Source organism: Photobacterium kagoshimensis (assembly GCF_050337045.1).
In the GTDB taxonomy this organism is placed as follows: domain Bacteria; phylum Pseudomonadota; class Gammaproteobacteria; order Enterobacterales; family Vibrionaceae; genus Photobacterium; species Photobacterium kagoshimensis.
In genome coordinates, this window is record NZ_JAKJSO010000017.1 from 23260 (window position 1) to 41134 (window position 17875).

The following is a 17875-nucleotide window of genomic DNA, read 5'->3' on the forward strand; positions in this document are numbered from 1 at the left end:
AATCTACTAGTTGTATTGCTGAATTGCCGTCGAATTGGAAAGCCATGAAAACTCACTCTTTTTTCAGTCGTTTTATAAAAAGCAAAAAGCAGAGTCCTGTTATTAGTCTGGCTGTGTTTCCAGAATCGATTACGTTAGTCTTTGAATCACAATCATTATGGGTGGTTGATAATCATGATGCGACCAATAATGTTCAACGCGAATCAGCGATTCAAACGTTATTAACGAAGCATCAATTGGTTGGTTGCCAAGTTAAGTTGGTGATAGGCCACGGCTTATATCAATCACTGCTAATAGAAAAGCCAGAAATCCCACCCGACGAATTACCTACTGCTTTACCCTTCTTGATCAAAGATTTGGTCAATGAGTCACCGATGGAGTTGGTGGCAGATGGTTTCTCTGCACCTTTAAAAGATCGTTTGCAAGTTTTTGCCGCAGGGCGAAAAACACTCGAACCCTTAATTAAAGCGGTGGCGAAAGCGGGGAGTGAAGTTGCTTCTATTTCAACTGAAGAAGTGCAATGGGGCGCGTTAACCTCGCCCACGATGAGTCAACTTATCTTACATCGCCGTGAAAGTTCAGGCTTACAACTAACGGCTTTTAAACAGCAAGTCATGTGTTTTCAACGCCAGCTGCGTGGCGTGAGTTTCCCTTTAATGGCGGATGGTGCGAGTGAGCAACAAGTAGCTTTACAGCTAGATAGCCTCGCACTTGAATTGCAACGCTCGTTAGATTTTTTAAGTGCACAGCTGCGTGATAATCCAATCTCTCAATTGTTGATATCGTGTGATGGCGAGGATGATTCTGCATTGGCACAGGCATTGAGTGATCGTTTGAGTGTAAAAGTGATCGCGATAGTACCGCCGTCTGACACTCTACTTTCTAATGCTTCTCGGATTGCATGGGCTGCTCGAACGGCCATTCAAGCGGCAAACCTTGATCTTTATACCGATAGCTTAAAACCCCAAACGCAGTTGCTGACGCTACGCAATGTGATGGCGAGTTGGCTAATTGGTATTATTTTGATGGCAACATTTTTTGGCTGGCAACAATGGCAAGGCTATGTTGTTGAACAGAGGTTAGCCGCTGAACAAAGCCGACTCTCGTTAAAACAAGGTGAAATCAATCGTTTAAAAACAGCGTTGTCGCAACACTTACCAAGCGAAGTGAAAGTGGAGTTAGCGGATAACCTAGAACAGCATGTTGCAACTCAACAGGCCACGCTAAATGCTATTGAGGGGCACGATAGTAGCCTACGAGTAGGGTTTGCGGGCATGTTACAAGAGTTATCAGATGCGGCAAATGGTGATATATCACTGAGCCATATTCATGCTACGGGTTTATCGCTTGATTTAGCTGGTGTTGCACGCAGTCCTGAATCGGTACCGAGTTGGATTCAAGCATTTAAAGAATATGACCACCTAATGGACCGTCGCTTTCAAGTGATGTCATTAGGGCGCAATGACAACAATGTGGTGACATTTAAGTTGCAAGCACAGCGCGTGAATAAAGTGGTAGGAGAAGAAAAATGATGAATCTATGGCATCAACTATCTGACCGCTTTGATGAACTCAGCCAACGCGAGCAGGTGTTAATCTTTGTTTCTGGTTGGATTGCGTTGCTGTTTGTGGGGTATTTAGTATTTATAGAACCACAAATGAAGTTGTTATCCAGCACTCGTCTCGCTGTGATTAACACGAGCAATCAGTTGATCAACAGTGAAAATCAAGTACTGGTCATGGAACGTAAGCTCAAGGACGATCCTGATGCTGAAGTCGATCAGCGTATTGCGCACCTTAGAGTGCAAAATCGTCAACTCAATCAGCAGCTAGAAGGGCGTGTGGGGAGCTTAGTCACTCCGATGCAAATGTCGACCTTGATGGAAGATGTGTTGCGCCGCAGCGATCGCTTGAAATTAGTCAGCTTACACTCTCAACCGCCAGCGCAACTGCTCAGTGGTGAAGATGAAGGTTATTACATCCACCCAGTACGATTGCGTTTACGTGGCCGATATTTTGATGTCGTTAATTACTTACAACAACTTGAAGCCTTGCCCGTGAAGTATTACTGGCAGAGTTTCGATTATCAGGTCAATACATACCCGTGGGCGGACATCCAATTGGATGTGTATACCTTAGGTGAAAGTAAGGACTTTATTGGTGGCTAATTACTTGGTAGTTAATAAATCGGTTTTGAAACAGGTTTTCATTATCTCACTAGGGTTAAGCATGCTAACGAGCAATGTTGTGCATGCTAACCAAGATCCGACAGCACCACTTGGTTGGCAAGCACCCGCGAAAAAGCACACCACAACACGTACTCGCTTACCACAGCTGCAAGGTATTCTTTGTGATGAAACTAGCGTTTGTACTGCCATTTTGAATAACAAGGTGGTGAGTTTAGGTGGGCGCGTTAGTGGGTACACCTTATCGTCGATACAAGATGAAAGCGTCATGATTCGTCGCGGCAGTAAACAGTGGCGATTGGAAATGTTCGCTGAAAATATAAAAACAGATTAAGGGTGAGTAGTTAAGATGCGTAGATTAGTTATTGGAGTGCTTTTAGCGTCGTTAATTGGCTGCTCAACGAACATGGGGCACCGCGATCCTGTTGAGATCAAGCAAGAGCTTAATGCGGCTGCCAATGAAGCCAGTAGCCGACCGCTGACAGATTTGCCTTCTGCAGTGAGTGACGATTTGATGCCAAGCTTAGATGGCAAAGATTTTGCGTCAACGTCGTCATTAGAAAAGCGCTTTCGTGTTAATGCCCGCAATGTGGATGCGCGTACCTTTTTTGGCAGTCTGGTAAAAGGCACGCCATTTAATATGGTGATCCATCCGAAAGTTACTGGCCGTATCTCGCTAACATTGCGTGATGTGACCTTGGATGAAGTGTTGGCTGTGGTATCGGATATTTATGGTTATAACGCCACTCGCCAAGGCAATATCATCAAAGTATTCCCTGCTACTTTACGTACTGAAGTGATTCCTGTTGATTACTTGCAATTGCAGCGTCGCGGGGTGTCACTCACGTCGTTGACGACGGGATCGATGACCAGTAACAACCAAAATTCAAGCTCTAACTCAAAATCAAACAGCAGTAATAGTTCGAATAAAGACAGTAATTCAAATAACTCAAATAAAAAAACGACCACGCCAACCGGTGGTAGCAGCATTGAAACCGTGTCTGAAAGTGACTTTTGGGCGCAGCTAGAAAAAGCCGTGACAGCGATGATCGGTAATGGTCAGGGACGTAGCATAGTGGTGTCACCACAGGCGAGTTTGATCAGTGTTCGTGCTTATCCGAATGAATTGCGTGAAGTGAAAGAGTTCTTGGGTATTTCTCAAGAGCGACTAAAGCGTCAAGTAGTGCTTGAAGCCAAGATCATGGAAGTCACCTTGAATGATGGTTATCAGCAAGGGGTGAATTGGAGCAACATTACTTCAAGTATTGGTGGTACTGACATTATATTTGGCCGTACCGCGGCTAATGCTGCAGCTGGTATCGTGCCTCTTCCTGGGGGCGATGCGATTGCTGCTGCCTTAGGTGGCCAAACGAATATCACCATTAAAGATGGTAACTTCGAGGCCGTATTGAGTTTCTTAGAAACGCAAGGCGATCTTAATGTGCTATCTAGCCCACGCGTGACCGCAGCGAACAACCAAAAAGCGATCATTAAAGTGGGGGGCGATGAGTACTTTGTGACTGACATTTCGGGTGGTGAGGTGAGTGGCGATAACAGCACAGCGTCACCTGATATTGAGTTAACCCCCTTCTTCTCGGGTATTTCGCTCGATGTGACACCACAAATTAATGACAGCGATGAAGTGCTTCTTCACGTTCACCCTGCGGTCGTGGATGTGGTGACTGAATCGAAAGAAATTGATCTTGGGAGTAAGTTTGGGGTGTACAAATTACCACTGGCGAAAAGCTCAATTCGTGAATCAGATTCAGTGATCCACGCGCGCAGTGGGGATGTGGTGGTGATTGGCGGTTTAATGAAGTCACAAACCGCAGATCAAGTATCGAAAGTGCCACTGCTTGGTGATATTCCAGCGTTGGGTCACCTGTTCCGTAACGTCAATAAGATCACGCAAAAAACAGAGCTGGTCATTTTGCTTAAACCAACGGTTGTCGGAGAGCAAACATGGCAAAAAGAAATTGAACGTTCTCGCGCGCTTGTGACGGAATGGTTCCCTGAAGATAACTAAGCCATTGCAGTATGTATGAATCGTACTTTGGCTGTAAGCAGTCGCCTTTTACGCTAACGCCTAATACGGCAATGTTCCATGCATTGCCGCCACACCTTGAAGCGATTCAAACCGCTTTGGCAGCATTGGCGATGGGTGAAGGCATAGTGCATATATCGGGCGAGGTCGGCACGGGTAAAACCTTGGTTTGTCGAATGCTGATCAATCAACTACCGGATCATTTTGATCTGGCTTATTTACCTACGCCTGCCGCTTCTGCGCAGGAGTTACGGGTTGCTATAGCCAATGAGCTAAACGTTGTTAGCGAAGGGGATATGACCACCCTTACCGCCCGTTTACACAGAGAACTGATTGTTCGTAAAGAAAAGGGACAATCGGTAGTGGTCATTCTCGATGAAGCACAGGCACTGCCAGATGAAGCATTAGAGGCGATTCGTTTATTGGGTAACCTTGAAACCGAGCATGAAAAGTTACTGCATATTGTGCTTATCGGCCAACCTGAATTGGATGTTCGATTACAACAGCATCATTTACGTCAGTTTCAGCAGCGAGTGACATTTAAAGCAAGCTTACGGCCATTAGATATAGCTGAAACCATTGCTTATATTGAATACCGTTTAGCTTGTGCGGGGTGTCACCGGACATTATTTTCGTTGCCTCTGTATAAGGCTCTATGGCAATCGAGCCAAGGTATTCCACGGGTGATCAATTTGCTGTGTCATAAAGCGCTATTAGCGACATACAGTCGAAAGTTACCTGTAGTGGGTCAGCAAGAATTATTGCTGGCAATAAAAGAAACCAATGGTGCCCGTCAGCCCCTCTGGACATACCCAATATTGTGGGGATGGAAATTAGCATGAGTGAAATTAATAAAATGCTTTCGCGCTTAGCCGCGAAGCAACACGCGAGTGGTTGTCAGCACGGTAAGAATAATCAACAAGCACCACTTGTTGCTGCCAAAGTTACCCCGATACCTGCATCAAAAACACCGCGTATTATCGTTGGCACCAGTTGTGCGGTGCTCCTGACTGCGACTCTGGGGTGGTGGTTTGGACAGCAACCGAATAACAGTATGGCGTCAGGCTCTATTGAAGAGGGGACCTTTACTGCTGTGATGGCGGCAAATGCTGCTGAAATAACGCCAGATGTCCCCGTCACCGCAGTGGCGAAGGCGGATATTACGGCTGAGGCCACAGTAGCGGTCTCGAATAATGCAGAGCAACCTTTGCTGACAACTACCGTTCCAGTGAAGACGGTTAGCCCAGCACCTGCCGCTGAATATCATCAGACGACGTCGAAAGCTGCGATAAAAGTAGCGGCAATTTCTCCCCCCGTTACGGCCCAACCGCGCGTTGTGAGCCGTGATACTCCCGTTGTTAAGGCAAAAGCTGTGGTGCCTGTATCACCGATTGCCGATGAAATGGGTGAAGATGAAAGTCTGACCATAGAGGCGGTCGAATTGTCAGGTCAAGAGCTCGCGAAAATTGAGTACTCGCGCGCAATGAAAGCAGTAAAGGCAGGCAACAGTAAGCAAGCTGTTGAGTTTTTGGCAAAAGCTATTCAGTACAACCCAGATTGGATTGACGCCCGTCAGCGCCTATCTGCGCTACATTATGGCCGTGGCGAAGTACGCCAAGCGATTCTTACTTTGCAGCATGGTCTGGCTCGCGATAGTGACCAACCTGAATTGCGACTCACAATGGCCAAATTGTTAGTCAATGAATCTCAGCCTCAAGCCGCTTTAACTGTATTAAGTGAACTACCGAATCATACACCAAGTAAATACCTTGCCATGCGTGGAGCACTAGCGCAGCAGCTTAAAGACAACACGCGTGCACTTGAGAGCTATCAGCGCTTAGTAAAAAGCGAACCATTTGATGGACGTTGGTGGTTAGGGTTAGGCATTGCACTTGAACGCACCAATGACGCTGAAAAAGCCCTCAACGCTTATCAGCAAGCCTTAGCGATGGGGCAAATCTCGGTTCAAACACAGCAGTTTATTCAACAGCGTGTGTCATACCTTCAATCGCAGGGGAGCTAAGCCATGCAGATCCGATTACGTAAACGTCTGGGTGACTTATTGGTTGAAGAGGCCATTATCTCTCAGCAACAGTTAGAACACGCGCTAGATCAACAGCAAGTTTCAGGCAGGAAGCTGGGTGACACCCTGATTAGCTTAGGTTTCTTAACTGAAAAGCAAATGCTTGAATTCTTGGCACGTCAACTCGACATCCCTCTGGTGGATCTCAATCGCGCCAATATTGATGCCGATGCCGTGGCCTTGCTTGGTGAAGTCCATGCCCGTCGTTTACGGGCATTAGTGATCAGCCATCGTGGTGATACGGTACGGGTAGCCATGAGTGATCCTGCGGATCTTGCGGCACAAGAGGCGATTTTTGATCAGCTACAGGATTATCGGGTTGAGTTAGTGATCGCAAGAGAGAGCCAACTGATTGGTTCGTTCGACCGCTACTATCGCCGCACCAAAGAAATTGTCTCGTTTGCTGAGCAGTTGCAAGCCGAGCATAGAAGTGACTCTGATTACACTTTTGGCCTTGAGGATACTGAAAACGACGAAGTCACGGTCGTTAAACTGATTAACTCTTTGTTTGAAGATGCCATTCAAGTGGGGGCATCTGACATCCATATCGAACCTGACACGAATGTTTTGCGGATCCGCCAGCGAATTGATGGCGTATTGCATGAAACTCTGCTGAATGAAGCCAGTGTGGCATCTGCGTTAGTTTTACGCTTAAAGCTGATGGGCGGGTTAGATATTTCTGAAAAACGCTTGCCGCAAGATGGCCGCTTTAATGTCAAAGTGCGTGGGCATTCAGTCGATGTACGTGTGTCTACTATGCCCGTACAGCATGGCGAGTCTGTTGTAATGCGTTTACTGGATCAGTCGGCGGGGATCTTAAGCCTTGAAGAAGTCGGTATGCCAGCCGATCTTTTAGCTCGCTTTCGTCGCCAGCTCAAACGCCCACATGGCATGATCTTAGTTACGGGCCCGACAGGTTCAGGTAAAACAACCACCTTATACGGCGCACTGAGCGAGCTAAATAAGCCGGGTAAAAAACTGATCACAGCCGAAGACCCAGTGGAATATCGATTACCACGGGTTAACCAAGTACAGGTAAATGCCAAAATCGGCCTGACTTTCTCATCCATCTTGCGTACGTTCTTGCGCCAAGACCCCGATATTATTCTGGTGGGGGAAATGCGTGACCAAGAAACAGTTGAAATAGGGTTGCGATCAGCCTTGACTGGTCACCTGGTCTTATCGACCTTGCATACCAATGACGCAGTGGACAGTGCACTGCGGATGATGGACATGGAAGCACCAGGTTACCTTGTTGCCAGTGGTGTTCGAGCCGTGTTAGCGCAGCGTTTAGTACGAAAGGTGTGTGCAGATTGCGGTGAACCAGAAGCGCTGGATGATGCCAAGCGGCAATGGTTTAAAGCGCGCTTTCCCGATGTGGAAACGGCAACCTTTCAACAAGGCCGAGGTTGCCAAAGCTGTAACTTCACCGGCTATCGAGGCCGTATTGGCGTGTTTGAATTGCTTGAATTTGATCAAGCCATGATGGATGCCTTACGTGATAATAATGCGGTGCTATTTAGCCAAATTGCGCGTACCAGCAAAGGCTATCAACCACTCATTAATTCCGCACTGGAGTTAGCGTTGAGCGGCAGAACCAGCCTAGATGAAGTGATTCAACTTGGCGAAGGGGATTTTATCGATGATAGCTTGCTATAGAGAGCGACAGCATGCCAATTTTTAATTATCGCGGACGTGACAGCCAAGGGAAAATGTTGCGAGGTCAATTGGATGCAGCTTCACAAGAGGCAGCGGCTGATGTTTTGATGCGCCAAGGTGTTATTCCGCTCGATATTCGTCAAGGAAGAGCGAAATCCGCGGGTATTGATGTCAAAGCGCTGTTTCAAAGCAATGTACCACTCGATATGTTGGTTATCTTTTGTCGCCAGATGTTCAGCTTGACTAAAGCGGGCGTTCCCTTATTGCGTTCCATAAATGGATTGGCGCAGAGTTCAAACCACCCATTAATGAAAGAAACGCTGGAAACCGTCGCAGCGGAACTTACTAATGGTCGTTCATTGTCATCCTCCATGAGTCAGCATCCTCGTGTGTTCTCTGAGCTTTTTGTGTCGATGATCCACATTGGTGAGAACACGGGCCGCTTAGATGACTCGTTATATCAACTCGCGCTTTATTACGAGCAAGAGATGGAAACCCGCCGCCGCATCAAGTCTGCGATGCGTTATCCGATCTTTGTACTCTCCGCCATCATGATAGCGATGACAGTACTGAACATTAAAGTGATCCCACAGTTCGCTTCCATGTTTGAACGTTTCGGTGTTGAGTTGCCATTGCCGACGCGGATTTTAATTGGCACCTCTAATTTCTTTGTGAATTATTGGCCGTTAATGTTTGGTGGGCTTTTCTTGACTTGGATTGGTGTACGTTTGTGGCGGAATACCGCAGATGGTAAAGAAAAGTGGGATGGCTGGCGCCTAAAAGTGCCCATTATTGGCACCATTGTTAACCGCGCACAATTATCACGTTTCTCGCGTACCTTCTCTTTGATGATCCGCGCTGGGGTTCCTCTGAACCAAGCGTTACAAATGGCGGCTGAAGCCTTAGGTAACCGCTATTTAGAAAAACGCCTCATTGATATGAAAAACGGTATTGAAGGTGGTAACAGCATTTCACAAACGGCCACTCAGTCTGGCGTGTTTACGCCATTGGTTTTACAAATGATTGCCGTGGGTGAAGAAACGGGGCAAGTGGATGAGTTATTGCTAGAAGCATCAGATTTTTATGATCGTGAAGTGGATTATGACCTCAAAACGCTAACCGCACGTATAGAGCCGATCTTATTAGCCATTGTTGCTGCGATGGTACTCGTCTTAGCTTTAGGGATCTTTGTCCCTATGTGGAGCATGCTCGATGTTGCCCGAGGCGTTTAACTTACGCCAAGCTGGGCGCTATAAATTTTTCATTTGGTTTGCCTTGATACTAACGTTGATTTTTGTACTGCAGCATGAGTGGCAAAGAGTGAATGCTAAAGCGGAAGATGTCGCCCTGACGTTGACCATCAATTCACTGTATGAAAGTGCGTCTTCGCTACGGCAATCATGGGAATTGAATAATCGGCCAGAGTCTCTGGAAGTTGATGGTGTAAACCTTCACTTTACTAAGCTTGGATGGCCGCTTATTGAGCAAGATAATAACCTCGATTGTTATCAATTATGGCGAATATTAGCGCCCGCCAATATTTCGGCACCTTATGTTTCCTTGCTGTATACAAAAGAAGCAAGTTCTGTGACTTATGAGTCATGTATCTACGAAATAAGTGCAGGAAAATGGCTGGAATTATTTTACGAAAATGAGACAATAAAGTTTAACGATTTTAGGGCAAGAAAAGAGTCGTAAAGTTGACGCTTTACGTGAGGTTAGTATGAAAAAACAAGTCGGCTTTTCATTAGTTGAATTAGTGATCGTTATTATTGTTGTCGGTTTATTGGCAGTTGCAGCACTTCCTCGTTTTTTGAATGTGACGGATGAGGCAAAAAAAGCGTCTATTCAAGGGGTTGCGGGTGGTTATGCGACTGCAGCTTTATCAGCTCGCGCGCAGTGGGAAGCCTACGGTCGACCTACGGAAGGCTCTGGTGCGAGTCGAGTACAAAAAGTGAATTATGATGGCACGGAGTTTTACCTTACTGTCGCCACGACAGACGGTAAAATTAGTGATGGTTATCCGCTCTCTTTGAGTGACAAAAAAATCTCAGCGGTAGACAGTTCAGATTGTGTGGATTTAATGCAGAACCTATTGCAGAATCCACCGCTAGTAACCAGTAATAGTACAGAAGCTCAAACAGGGAAATACCTGTTTTATGTTACGAAAGAAACAGCAGATGCACAAAGTGCATGTCGCTATTATCAGTTAGCGTCAGCTAACGCCCAAGGTGATGTCGTGAGTAATTTAACCTCCGGACATTCATTCATTTATAAGCCTGCAAAAGGGCAAGTTGAAGTAGTGCTTAATTAGCCTATATAACTAAATTATTGAGAAAGTAGGAGTTATTTATGAAGCGTCAAGGTGGTTTCACGCTTATTGAGTTAGTGGTTGTGATTGTGATTTTGGGTATTTTAGCGGTGACTGCTGCGCCTCGATTCTTAAACCTGCAAGGCGATGCGCGTAACGCAGCCCTACAAGGTCTAAAAGGTGCAATCAATGGCGGTGCGGGCATCGTTTACGGTAAAGCTGCGATTGCAGGTAAAGAAAGCAGTGATACTGCGACCCCGATTGACGGTATTCAAACCATTTATGGTTACCCGACTGCGACATCAGCTGGTATTGTAGCAACGCTTTCAAACTTTAATGATGATTGGGTGATTGTTAAAGATACAGGCCAAAATAACGGTGCTGAGAAAACAGTATTACTGACATTCAAGCAATATGCAGGTAAAGCTCAAGCAGACATTAATAAGTGTTTTGTTACTTATACATCAGCAAAAGATAAGTCTACACCTGCAAAAGTAACTATTGATGCAGATGCTTGTAAGTAAGCTTTATTAATATAAAAGAGTGAATATTATGAAACGTCAGAATGGTTTTACCCTGATTGAACTAGTGGTTGTTATTGTTATTCTAGGTATTTTAGCGGTTACAGCTGCGCCTCGATTCCTTAACCTACAAGATGATGCGCGTGATGCATCGCTAGAAGGCCTAAAAGGTGCCATTAACGGTGCGGCGGGTATCGTTTACGGTAAGTCTGCTATCGAAGGCAAAGAAAGAAAAGATTCCGATACAATTACAGTTGACAACGAAACCCTGAATGTTGCGTACGGCTACCCGAAAGCAACTGATATCGAAAATGCGGTACAGCTAGATTTAACTTCTGAGTGGAAGGTCGCAAATGTTTCTGGCGCAACGGGTACTAAAAAAGCATTTACATTAAAAAACTATGCTGAAGACCCTGTGACAAAGTGCTATGTACTTTATACAGAAGCAACATCGGCAACGTCTGGTGCAGTAACTACCGTTAAAGGTTGTGAGTAACAACTTTTCATAGAGCCTCTTTTTGAGGCTCTATTTCATAAAGGCATGCAGTGTTTTTATGAAATAGAGTCAGCTATCGCAAGGCAATGTATGACCCACCATAATAGAGGTTTTACCCTCGTTGAACTCATTGTCGTGATCTTACTGATAGGCATCGTTAGCGGTACTGTTGCGTCGCGATTTGTCGGGCGAGACAGTTTCGACGCCTTTCTTAACCGCGATGTCGGCATTTCTTTAGCGCGTCAAATCCAAATTATGGCGATGAACCAGTCTATATCCTCATCAGGTTCTTGCTACGCTCTAATCATCGAACAGGATTATTTGGGCAGCCCAAATACCACCACCTGTCATCAGCAATTCCCTGATTTACTGCCGCCATTAACCGCTGACGATAAGCTAGTGATTAGTTCTCGTGAGTTCGGTATCTCCAATGAAAAAGTAGAAATGTATTTCGATATCACGGGTAAACCTTTTTATTTTTTAGGAGCCGAGAAACATTCTGCATGTGCAGCGATATGTAAGTTTGACTTTCTAACTAGCGCCAACCAAAAGAGCAGTATGTGTATCAACAAAGAAGGGTACATTTATGCGTGCTAGCGACGTAGTGACGAAGCAAAAGGGGTTTACTCTTATTGAAGGTGTTATCACCATAGTGATCCTGGGGATTGCTATGGTCACTATGACCAGCTTTATTTTCCCACAAGTTGAACGCTCTGCTACACCACACTATCAAGCTCGTGCTGCTGCTATCAGCAATGCTTTTTTGAATGAGATCTTATCGCGTAAGTTTGATCAGAATTCAGAACCTGTACGTGATGTACATTTGCGTTGTGGTGAGCGTGGTATTACTTGCACTTTTCCTGATGTTAAAACAGGTCGTTGGCCTGAAGATGATCCGCTTGAATATACCGACATTCTCGATGGGAAAGGTGATGTGATTGGTAAGCGTTTAAACGTTGAATTTGCCGATGATGTCGATGATTTTCATGGTTGCTGGGGGGATGCCCAGTTGTGTCGCCAGCGTTACGCATCAGCAAAATATCCATGGCAAGGCTTGATTGAGAATTTGCTTGATCCAAGTCGAACCCCTGATGAGGATGTTGGCTATAACAATATGACGCTTCGGGTTGACGTCAGTTACGGCTCACCGTCAACAGGGGCGGAAGATCCTGCGCAACGAAGCTTTAAGCGCATTGCAATCGAGGTGGATACAGGGCGTTATGGGTTATATGACTTTGCTGCCTATCGGGGGAATTATTAATGAAGCTCTCTCGTGGTTTTACCTTATTAGAGATGGTGATAGCACTGGTTGTGCTCGGGGTTATTTCTTTAGGTGTTGGAAGCTATTTCCAATTAGGGGTACAGGGTTACACTGATACTGTTAATCGTGACCGTGCGCAAACGGAACTGCGCTTTGCGGTAGAGAAGATCACCCGTGAAGTGCGGCATGCTGCTCCCAACAGTGTTTTTTTAGATTCAAATGCAGCGGGTGAAGCTAATAGCTGCCTTTCATTTTATCCCGTGGTTGGATCGGGTTTTTACCTCAATCAACCCAAAGGGAATCGTCTCGATTTTATCTTGAGTGGCTCAGATCAAGAATCAAAAGCATTAGTTGCAGAGATTAACAAACAGCCACACCATTATTTTTTGGCCATTGGTTTTGGGTCTTCATCACAGTACACCAATGGAAATAAAGTGATTAAGGCTGCGGAGGATCCCGCTGGTCATATTGATCTAACGACTCAAGATGAATTAACCGTGACCTCACCAGCAAACCGAGCCTATCTGTACCTAGAACCCGTATCGTATTGTTATTTTCAAAATAAAATTTATCGATTTACAGGTAATAAGAAGCCGTTAGCAAAGTATCTACCAGAGAATCTAATTGCGGGTGGTGTATCTAATATGGATATTTCTGCGCAGGCGCCAGGATTAAGCCGAAATGGGATGGTTCATATTAGCCTTTCTGCTGAGGTGGATGGCGAAACAACAAGTTATGAGCATACAGTGCAGGTGTTGAATGTCTTATAAAAAACAACAAGGTAGTGCATTGGTTATGTCATTGGTGGTGATTACCGTCATGGCTGTGTTTGCGGCAGCCATGGTCAAACTGGATTGGTCGAATCAAGAGATGACCAGCCGTGAAGTATTTGCCACCCAAGCGTGGTTTGCGGCGCACAGCGCCAATGAGTATGCGCTCACTCAGCTATTTCCGCTGGGTACTAAGCAGTCTAATCCCAAGGCGTGTTTATCCAATTATCCAATAGCAGCGGATAAATTTGCTTGTTCATCAGTATCGGCATCTTGCACGGCCACAACCATTACAGAAAACGGTAAGACGATTAATCGTTATCAGCTGGAAGCAATAGCAACCTGTGGTGCGGGTAAATATGCGGTGACACGGATCCAAGAAACTTGGGCGAAAGATCTGAGTGAGAATAAATAATGGAAAAAATAAAATACTTGATCGGTCTTTGTCTAATTGTTCTGAGCTTTTCACTGCAAGCGGCAGAGCCACAGTTTGAGTTTGGCGAATTGAATGTAAGCGGTTGTTTTAATCAAGACTGTGAAATTACCTTCAAAAAAAACTATGCTAAAAAACCACTTGTTTTTGTAATGTCGACCATTACGCGTAATGGCTTAGACGCACCATCGGCATTAAATATTGTCCATGTTAGTCAGACATCGGCAAAAATACGTCAATATTTAGCACCTTACGATAAAAGTCTTGTTGATATTTATGATGAACATGTTCCTTGTCTTACTAGTTATTGCTTGAATCAAATAGCGAATAAAAAAATATACTATTTTGTTATTGAAGAAGGTGAAGTTAATTTTGGTTCAAAAGGGCGGATTAAAGCAGGTTTAGCCAAGGTAGATCGTTATGTGGTGAGTGGCACTAGACCATCATATTCAGAGCTTAATCGAGTTGATTTTGGTAGTGGGTTTAATTCTCCCGGTGTAATTGTTTCCCTTCAGGGCAATCATAGTGATATGACAACGCGAGAAAAGTGGATCACACCAGTCGTTCCATTTATTGATAATACCTCCGATAACGCGTTTTATGTTGGATTAGATCACTCCGAGGTTAACCAATGGAATCCTTTTTATCAAAATAACTATAGAGATAGAACTAAAACCCGAGATGTTGCCTATTTAGTCGCAGAGGGTACCGGGGTTTATAAAGGGCTTCAATTTACAATGGGCTCAGGAACAACGCCTAATACACTTGATAACTCGCTAAAGTGGTTTCAAAAAGTGACTCAGCCAGTTATTGATCAGTGTGATGGTTTGATGACTATTCCTGGCTCCAGTGCGTTTACAGAGGCGCCATTTATCTTAGCCTCGAAAGCTTCGCGGAAAGGGCCTAACGGCGGTTGGTTACGAATGTGCCAACTGAAGAAAAGGCATGGTGGGTATGCTGTTAGTTTTGTTAATGATGAAGATCTTAATGAAAAAAATCAAAAGCAGTTAGAGCGTAAACATGCCGATGAAGCAGTGGGCTTTATGGCTTTCCAGCGTAAAGTGAGTGAAGAAGTCTGTGATATTTTCACAGGCCCAGCGCAGACATGGAGTCATAGTGCTGAAGCTGAAGTGAAAGAGCACTCGAAAATTTATAACGCAATGAGTGGCTATCAGCTTGGTTTTCCTAAAAATGGAGACATGAAGTTTAACTATGACAGTTGTGTCAATCGAGCCTGTGAGCCGACTCCTAGTTTAATGGTTCCATCACCATCCTTAGAAACTTTCCGTTACGGTAATAAAGAAGTTAAATTAAGTACGGGCAGTGAAATTATTTCGCCTGACCGATATAAAGAAATAAAAGTTGAAGGCTCGTCTAATTTAACGCTGAACGCCGGTGAATATTGGGTGCAAGAGTTTAAGCTTGAAGGGAGCTCTAAGCTTATCGTCAATGGTCAGGTAACCCTTCATATATTAAAAGAATTTAAAGTCAGTGGTTCCGGATTTATTAACTATGAACAAGGCAGCAAGCCGGATAACTTAATTATTCTTGGTCATAATTCAGATTCTGAAGTCAAAATGGATGCGGGGAGTACTGGTCAAGATAATCGTCAGGGTATTGTCGCTAAAGCATTGATATTCACTGGTGATGAGGTGTTATTAAAAAATACCGTGTTATATGGCGCGGTGACAACGCGAGAACTCAAAATGGAGTCTTTCGCGAAAATTATCGGTGATAGTGATTGTTTTGATTCAGGTCCTACCTATCGAATTGACATCTCACCCGATAAAAAAGATAAAGTTTTAGCTTGTGATGGTGAAGAAATTACTTTCTCCATCATTGATGAAACCACCAATAAAGTCGCGCAAAACTTTACAGGAACGTTGGCAATCACTGCACCGTCAACCACGCCCAATAATGCGGATGTGTGCTGGTTCGACAGTGCCTCAGCTCCCGTTGGTACTTGTCCGTCATCTATTTCTCATACCTTTACCAATGCGACTGGTTCGGTTAAATACAAGCTATCGAGTAAAGATCTCGCATCCATCAATATTCAAGCAAAACTCACCAGTCATGGTGATGTCACCAAAACTGCGGGGGCTTATACCTTTGTGCCTTTTGCATTAGCGATTGAAAATAAAGACTTTGTTGATAATGTTCCTTTTGGCCAAATTGCAGGGCGCGAATTTAGCTGGGATATTGTTGCTAAAGCGAAGTCTGGCAATAGCCGCCGGTGTGATGTGATGGAAGGTTATACCGGTAATCGTAAATTAACGGTTTCTCATAACCCATCGTCAAATACTGCGAGCGAAAAGTTAAAAATAAAAGCCAATAAAAGCGGTTCAACCTTGCGTGATGCGAGTGGTGATTTCGATTTTACTTTTGTCAAAGGCAAAGCGGCAGGCAATAAAGGCATATACCCTGAAGCGGGACGTGTAACGTTAGCGTTAAAAGATAAAGCGTTTGAAGGTAAGCCGTCAGAGATGACTGCCAGTGAATACTTTTATTTCCGCCCATTTGCATTGGCACTATGTGATTGGAAAGATAAAAATCACTCTTTGTTTAAAGGCGATGCAAACACGGGGGCTGGGCTGGCTAAATCTGGTGACCAGATTCACTTTTACGCTAAACCGTTAGCATGGATGGGGAGTGGCTATGCATCGAACGACAAGGTTAAGACCCCTATAGTTAACAAGAATGAAGAATATTACTGCAGACAAACAGCATTAACTCAGTTTGTTGATGATACGGTGCAAACGGATTTAAATGTGGGTGTTTACTCTCTCGATACCCCTAGCAACGGGCTACTTGGGGACAATATATTCGGGGTAGATGCTAAATTTCAGCGTGGCAACAACTATGGAAAAGGTGTTGTTGGTTGGGGGGATGTGGGCAGTTTCAAAGTAGGATTAGGTTCGGATGATTACCTGACAAAAGGCTTCGCGGTTCCACCTGCGTCGTTTAGAGTTGGTCGTATTTATCCTGCATATTTTGAGTTGACCTCAAGTGCTGTGAACAATGCTCATCCTGCGAGTTCACTTGCAGGGTTTACCTATATGAATCAGGCGTGGGGCTATGATTTTACTCTAACGGCAAAAGCGAATGGTTACACTGAACCAACAATAAATTACAGTAAGTTTGCTGAGTCGCTAAAAGCGAAAGTGAATGTCGCCTTAGTGGATGGTGATGCGGCACTGAAATCCAGCAATGATTGGCGCTCACGTGTTACACCGACAATGCCGACGGGATTAATTAATTGGAATAAGGCAACGATCTCTAAGTCAGTGTCTGATGCAAAATTTACTCGCCTCATTGATCCACAGAAAAGCACTGCAACGGTGACAGATAGCCGTATATTCCCGAACATGAAAGTGATGGTGTATAGCAAAAATAGCGATCATATCGATCCCATTGCCTATAGCTCATCACCGCAAAACTTGGTCACTGACAGTGAAACGTTCACTGGCTCTGCGTTAGCTGGGCGATTAGATGCCCGTTATGGCCGTATGGCACTCGATGATGTGGGAACCGCTTTTGACAAAGTGGTAACTGTGCCGATGCGAGTTGAATATTGGGATGGCCAGAAATTCATTTTAAATGCTGATGATAGCTATACCCCGTTTGATGGCGGTAAGCATTGTAAGCAAATGATTTGGCCTACAGATAGTGCGAACTCTAAGTCGGTTCTTCAAGGGCGTGGTACGCATGTTACTACGGGTAAGACACTGGATATTCAAGCGAATCCAAACCGAACTGATTACTACCGAGAACAAGTGCGTTTCTGGCACAAGTTAGTCTCTGCTTCACCGAGCAAAAAAGCAGGGGAGCAAGCTATTGCTTGTCCTCCCGGACATGGCTATACCCATTTACCTTGGCTAACGTATAACTGGCGTGGCCAAGGCGATGAAAGCCCTTCAGCGGTTGTTACCTTTGGGGTCTATCGCGGTAATGATAGGATCATCTACCGAGGGGAAAAAGGCATGACAGCCCTGCCTAATTAAGGTGATTGTGAAATAAAATGCGGATCTGTGGCAGGTTTGACAAAGCATACCTTGTGTCACTTCCTGCCCCTTGGTACATTTAGCGCAATTTAACGAATTTGTAAGCTTGCA

General features: G+C 44.8%; 17 protein-coding genes. All 17 read left to right on the forward strand.

What is annotated here, in order from left to right:
* Positions 1–44 precede the first annotated feature (44 nt).
* The 17 genes from L4C35_RS16200 (at position 45) to L4C35_RS16280 (ending at position 17764) form a co-directional block, all read left to right on the forward strand.
* A complete protein-coding gene (locus tag L4C35_RS16200) occupies positions 45–1532 on the forward strand; it encodes a PilN domain-containing protein (RefSeq protein WP_428463869.1) in 1488 nt (495 codons plus the stop codon).
* Positions 1529–2167 carry a type 4a pilus biogenesis protein PilO gene (locus L4C35_RS16205; RefSeq protein WP_428463870.1) on the forward strand — a complete coding sequence of 213 codons (639 nt, stop codon included), beginning with the start codon at positions 1529–1531 and terminating at the stop codon, positions 2165–2167. Before L4C35_RS16200 ends, L4C35_RS16205 begins: the two co-directional genes overlap by 4 nt.
* Positions 2168–2228: 61 nt before the next feature.
* Positions 2229–2519, forward strand: coding sequence for an MSHA biogenesis protein MshK (locus L4C35_RS16210; RefSeq protein WP_428463871.1), 291 nt, complete (start codon positions 2229–2231; stop codon positions 2517–2519).
* 15 nt (positions 2520–2534) lie between these two features.
* Entirely contained in the window at positions 2535–4211 is a 1677-nt protein-coding gene (gene mshL / locus L4C35_RS16215) for a pilus (MSHA type) biogenesis protein MshL (RefSeq protein ID WP_428463872.1), read from the forward strand.
* An 11-nt stretch (positions 4212–4222) separates the two neighbouring features.
* Complete coding sequence (locus L4C35_RS16220; RefSeq protein ID WP_428463873.1) at positions 4223–5071, forward strand: ExeA family protein; 849 nt, start codon at positions 4223–4225, stop codon at positions 5069–5071.
* A complete protein-coding gene (locus tag L4C35_RS16225) occupies positions 5068–6252 on the forward strand; it encodes a tetratricopeptide repeat protein (protein ID WP_428463874.1) in 1185 nt (394 codons plus the stop codon). Before L4C35_RS16220 ends, L4C35_RS16225 begins: the two co-directional genes overlap by 4 nt.
* A gap of 3 nt (positions 6253–6255) precedes the next feature.
* Positions 6256–7971, forward strand: a complete 1716-nt coding sequence (locus L4C35_RS16230; RefSeq protein WP_428463875.1) for a GspE/PulE family protein — start codon at positions 6256–6258, stop codon at positions 7969–7971.
* A gap of 11 nt (positions 7972–7982) precedes the next feature.
* Entirely contained in the window at positions 7983–9203 is a 1221-nt protein-coding gene (locus tag L4C35_RS16235; protein ID WP_428463876.1) for a type II secretion system F family protein, read from the forward strand.
* The gene (locus L4C35_RS16240; RefSeq protein WP_428463877.1) at positions 9184–9669 is read left to right on the forward strand and encodes a hypothetical protein; all 486 of its coding nucleotides are present in this window, start codon (positions 9184–9186) and stop codon (positions 9667–9669) included. Before L4C35_RS16235 ends, L4C35_RS16240 begins: the two co-directional genes overlap by 20 nt.
* A gap of 25 nt (positions 9670–9694) precedes the next feature.
* Positions 9695–10285, forward strand: coding sequence for a prepilin-type N-terminal cleavage/methylation domain-containing protein (locus L4C35_RS16245; protein WP_428463878.1), 591 nt, complete (start codon positions 9695–9697; stop codon positions 10283–10285).
* Positions 10286–10323: 38 nt separating this feature from the next.
* Positions 10324–10806, forward strand: a complete 483-nt coding sequence (locus L4C35_RS16250; RefSeq protein ID WP_428463879.1) for a prepilin-type N-terminal cleavage/methylation domain-containing protein — start codon at positions 10324–10326, stop codon at positions 10804–10806.
* Between the two features lie 28 nt (positions 10807–10834).
* A complete protein-coding gene (locus L4C35_RS16255; protein ID WP_428463880.1) occupies positions 10835–11299 on the forward strand; it encodes a type II secretion system protein in 465 nt (154 codons plus the stop codon).
* A 90-nt stretch (positions 11300–11389) separates the two neighbouring features.
* Positions 11390–11896 (forward strand): type II secretion system protein, encoded by a 507-nt coding sequence (locus L4C35_RS16260; RefSeq protein WP_428463881.1) that lies wholly within the window; start codon positions 11390–11392, stop codon positions 11894–11896.
* Positions 11886–12560 (forward strand): type IV pilus modification PilV family protein, encoded by a 675-nt coding sequence (locus L4C35_RS16265; RefSeq protein ID WP_428463882.1) that lies wholly within the window; start codon positions 11886–11888, stop codon positions 12558–12560. Before L4C35_RS16260 ends, L4C35_RS16265 begins: the two co-directional genes overlap by 11 nt.
* Positions 12560–13330 (forward strand): PilW family protein, encoded by a 771-nt coding sequence (locus tag L4C35_RS16270; protein WP_428463883.1) that lies wholly within the window; start codon positions 12560–12562, stop codon positions 13328–13330. Before L4C35_RS16265 ends, L4C35_RS16270 begins: the two co-directional genes overlap by 1 nt.
* A complete protein-coding gene (locus tag L4C35_RS16275) occupies positions 13320–13745 on the forward strand; it encodes a hypothetical protein (RefSeq protein ID WP_428463884.1) in 426 nt (141 codons plus the stop codon). The genes L4C35_RS16270 and L4C35_RS16275 overlap by 11 nt, the downstream gene beginning before the upstream one ends.
* Entirely contained in the window at positions 13745–17764 is a 4020-nt protein-coding gene (locus L4C35_RS16280; protein WP_428463885.1) for a DUF6701 domain-containing protein, read from the forward strand. The genes L4C35_RS16275 and L4C35_RS16280 overlap by 1 nt, the downstream gene beginning before the upstream one ends.
* Positions 17765–17875 lie beyond the last annotated feature (111 nt).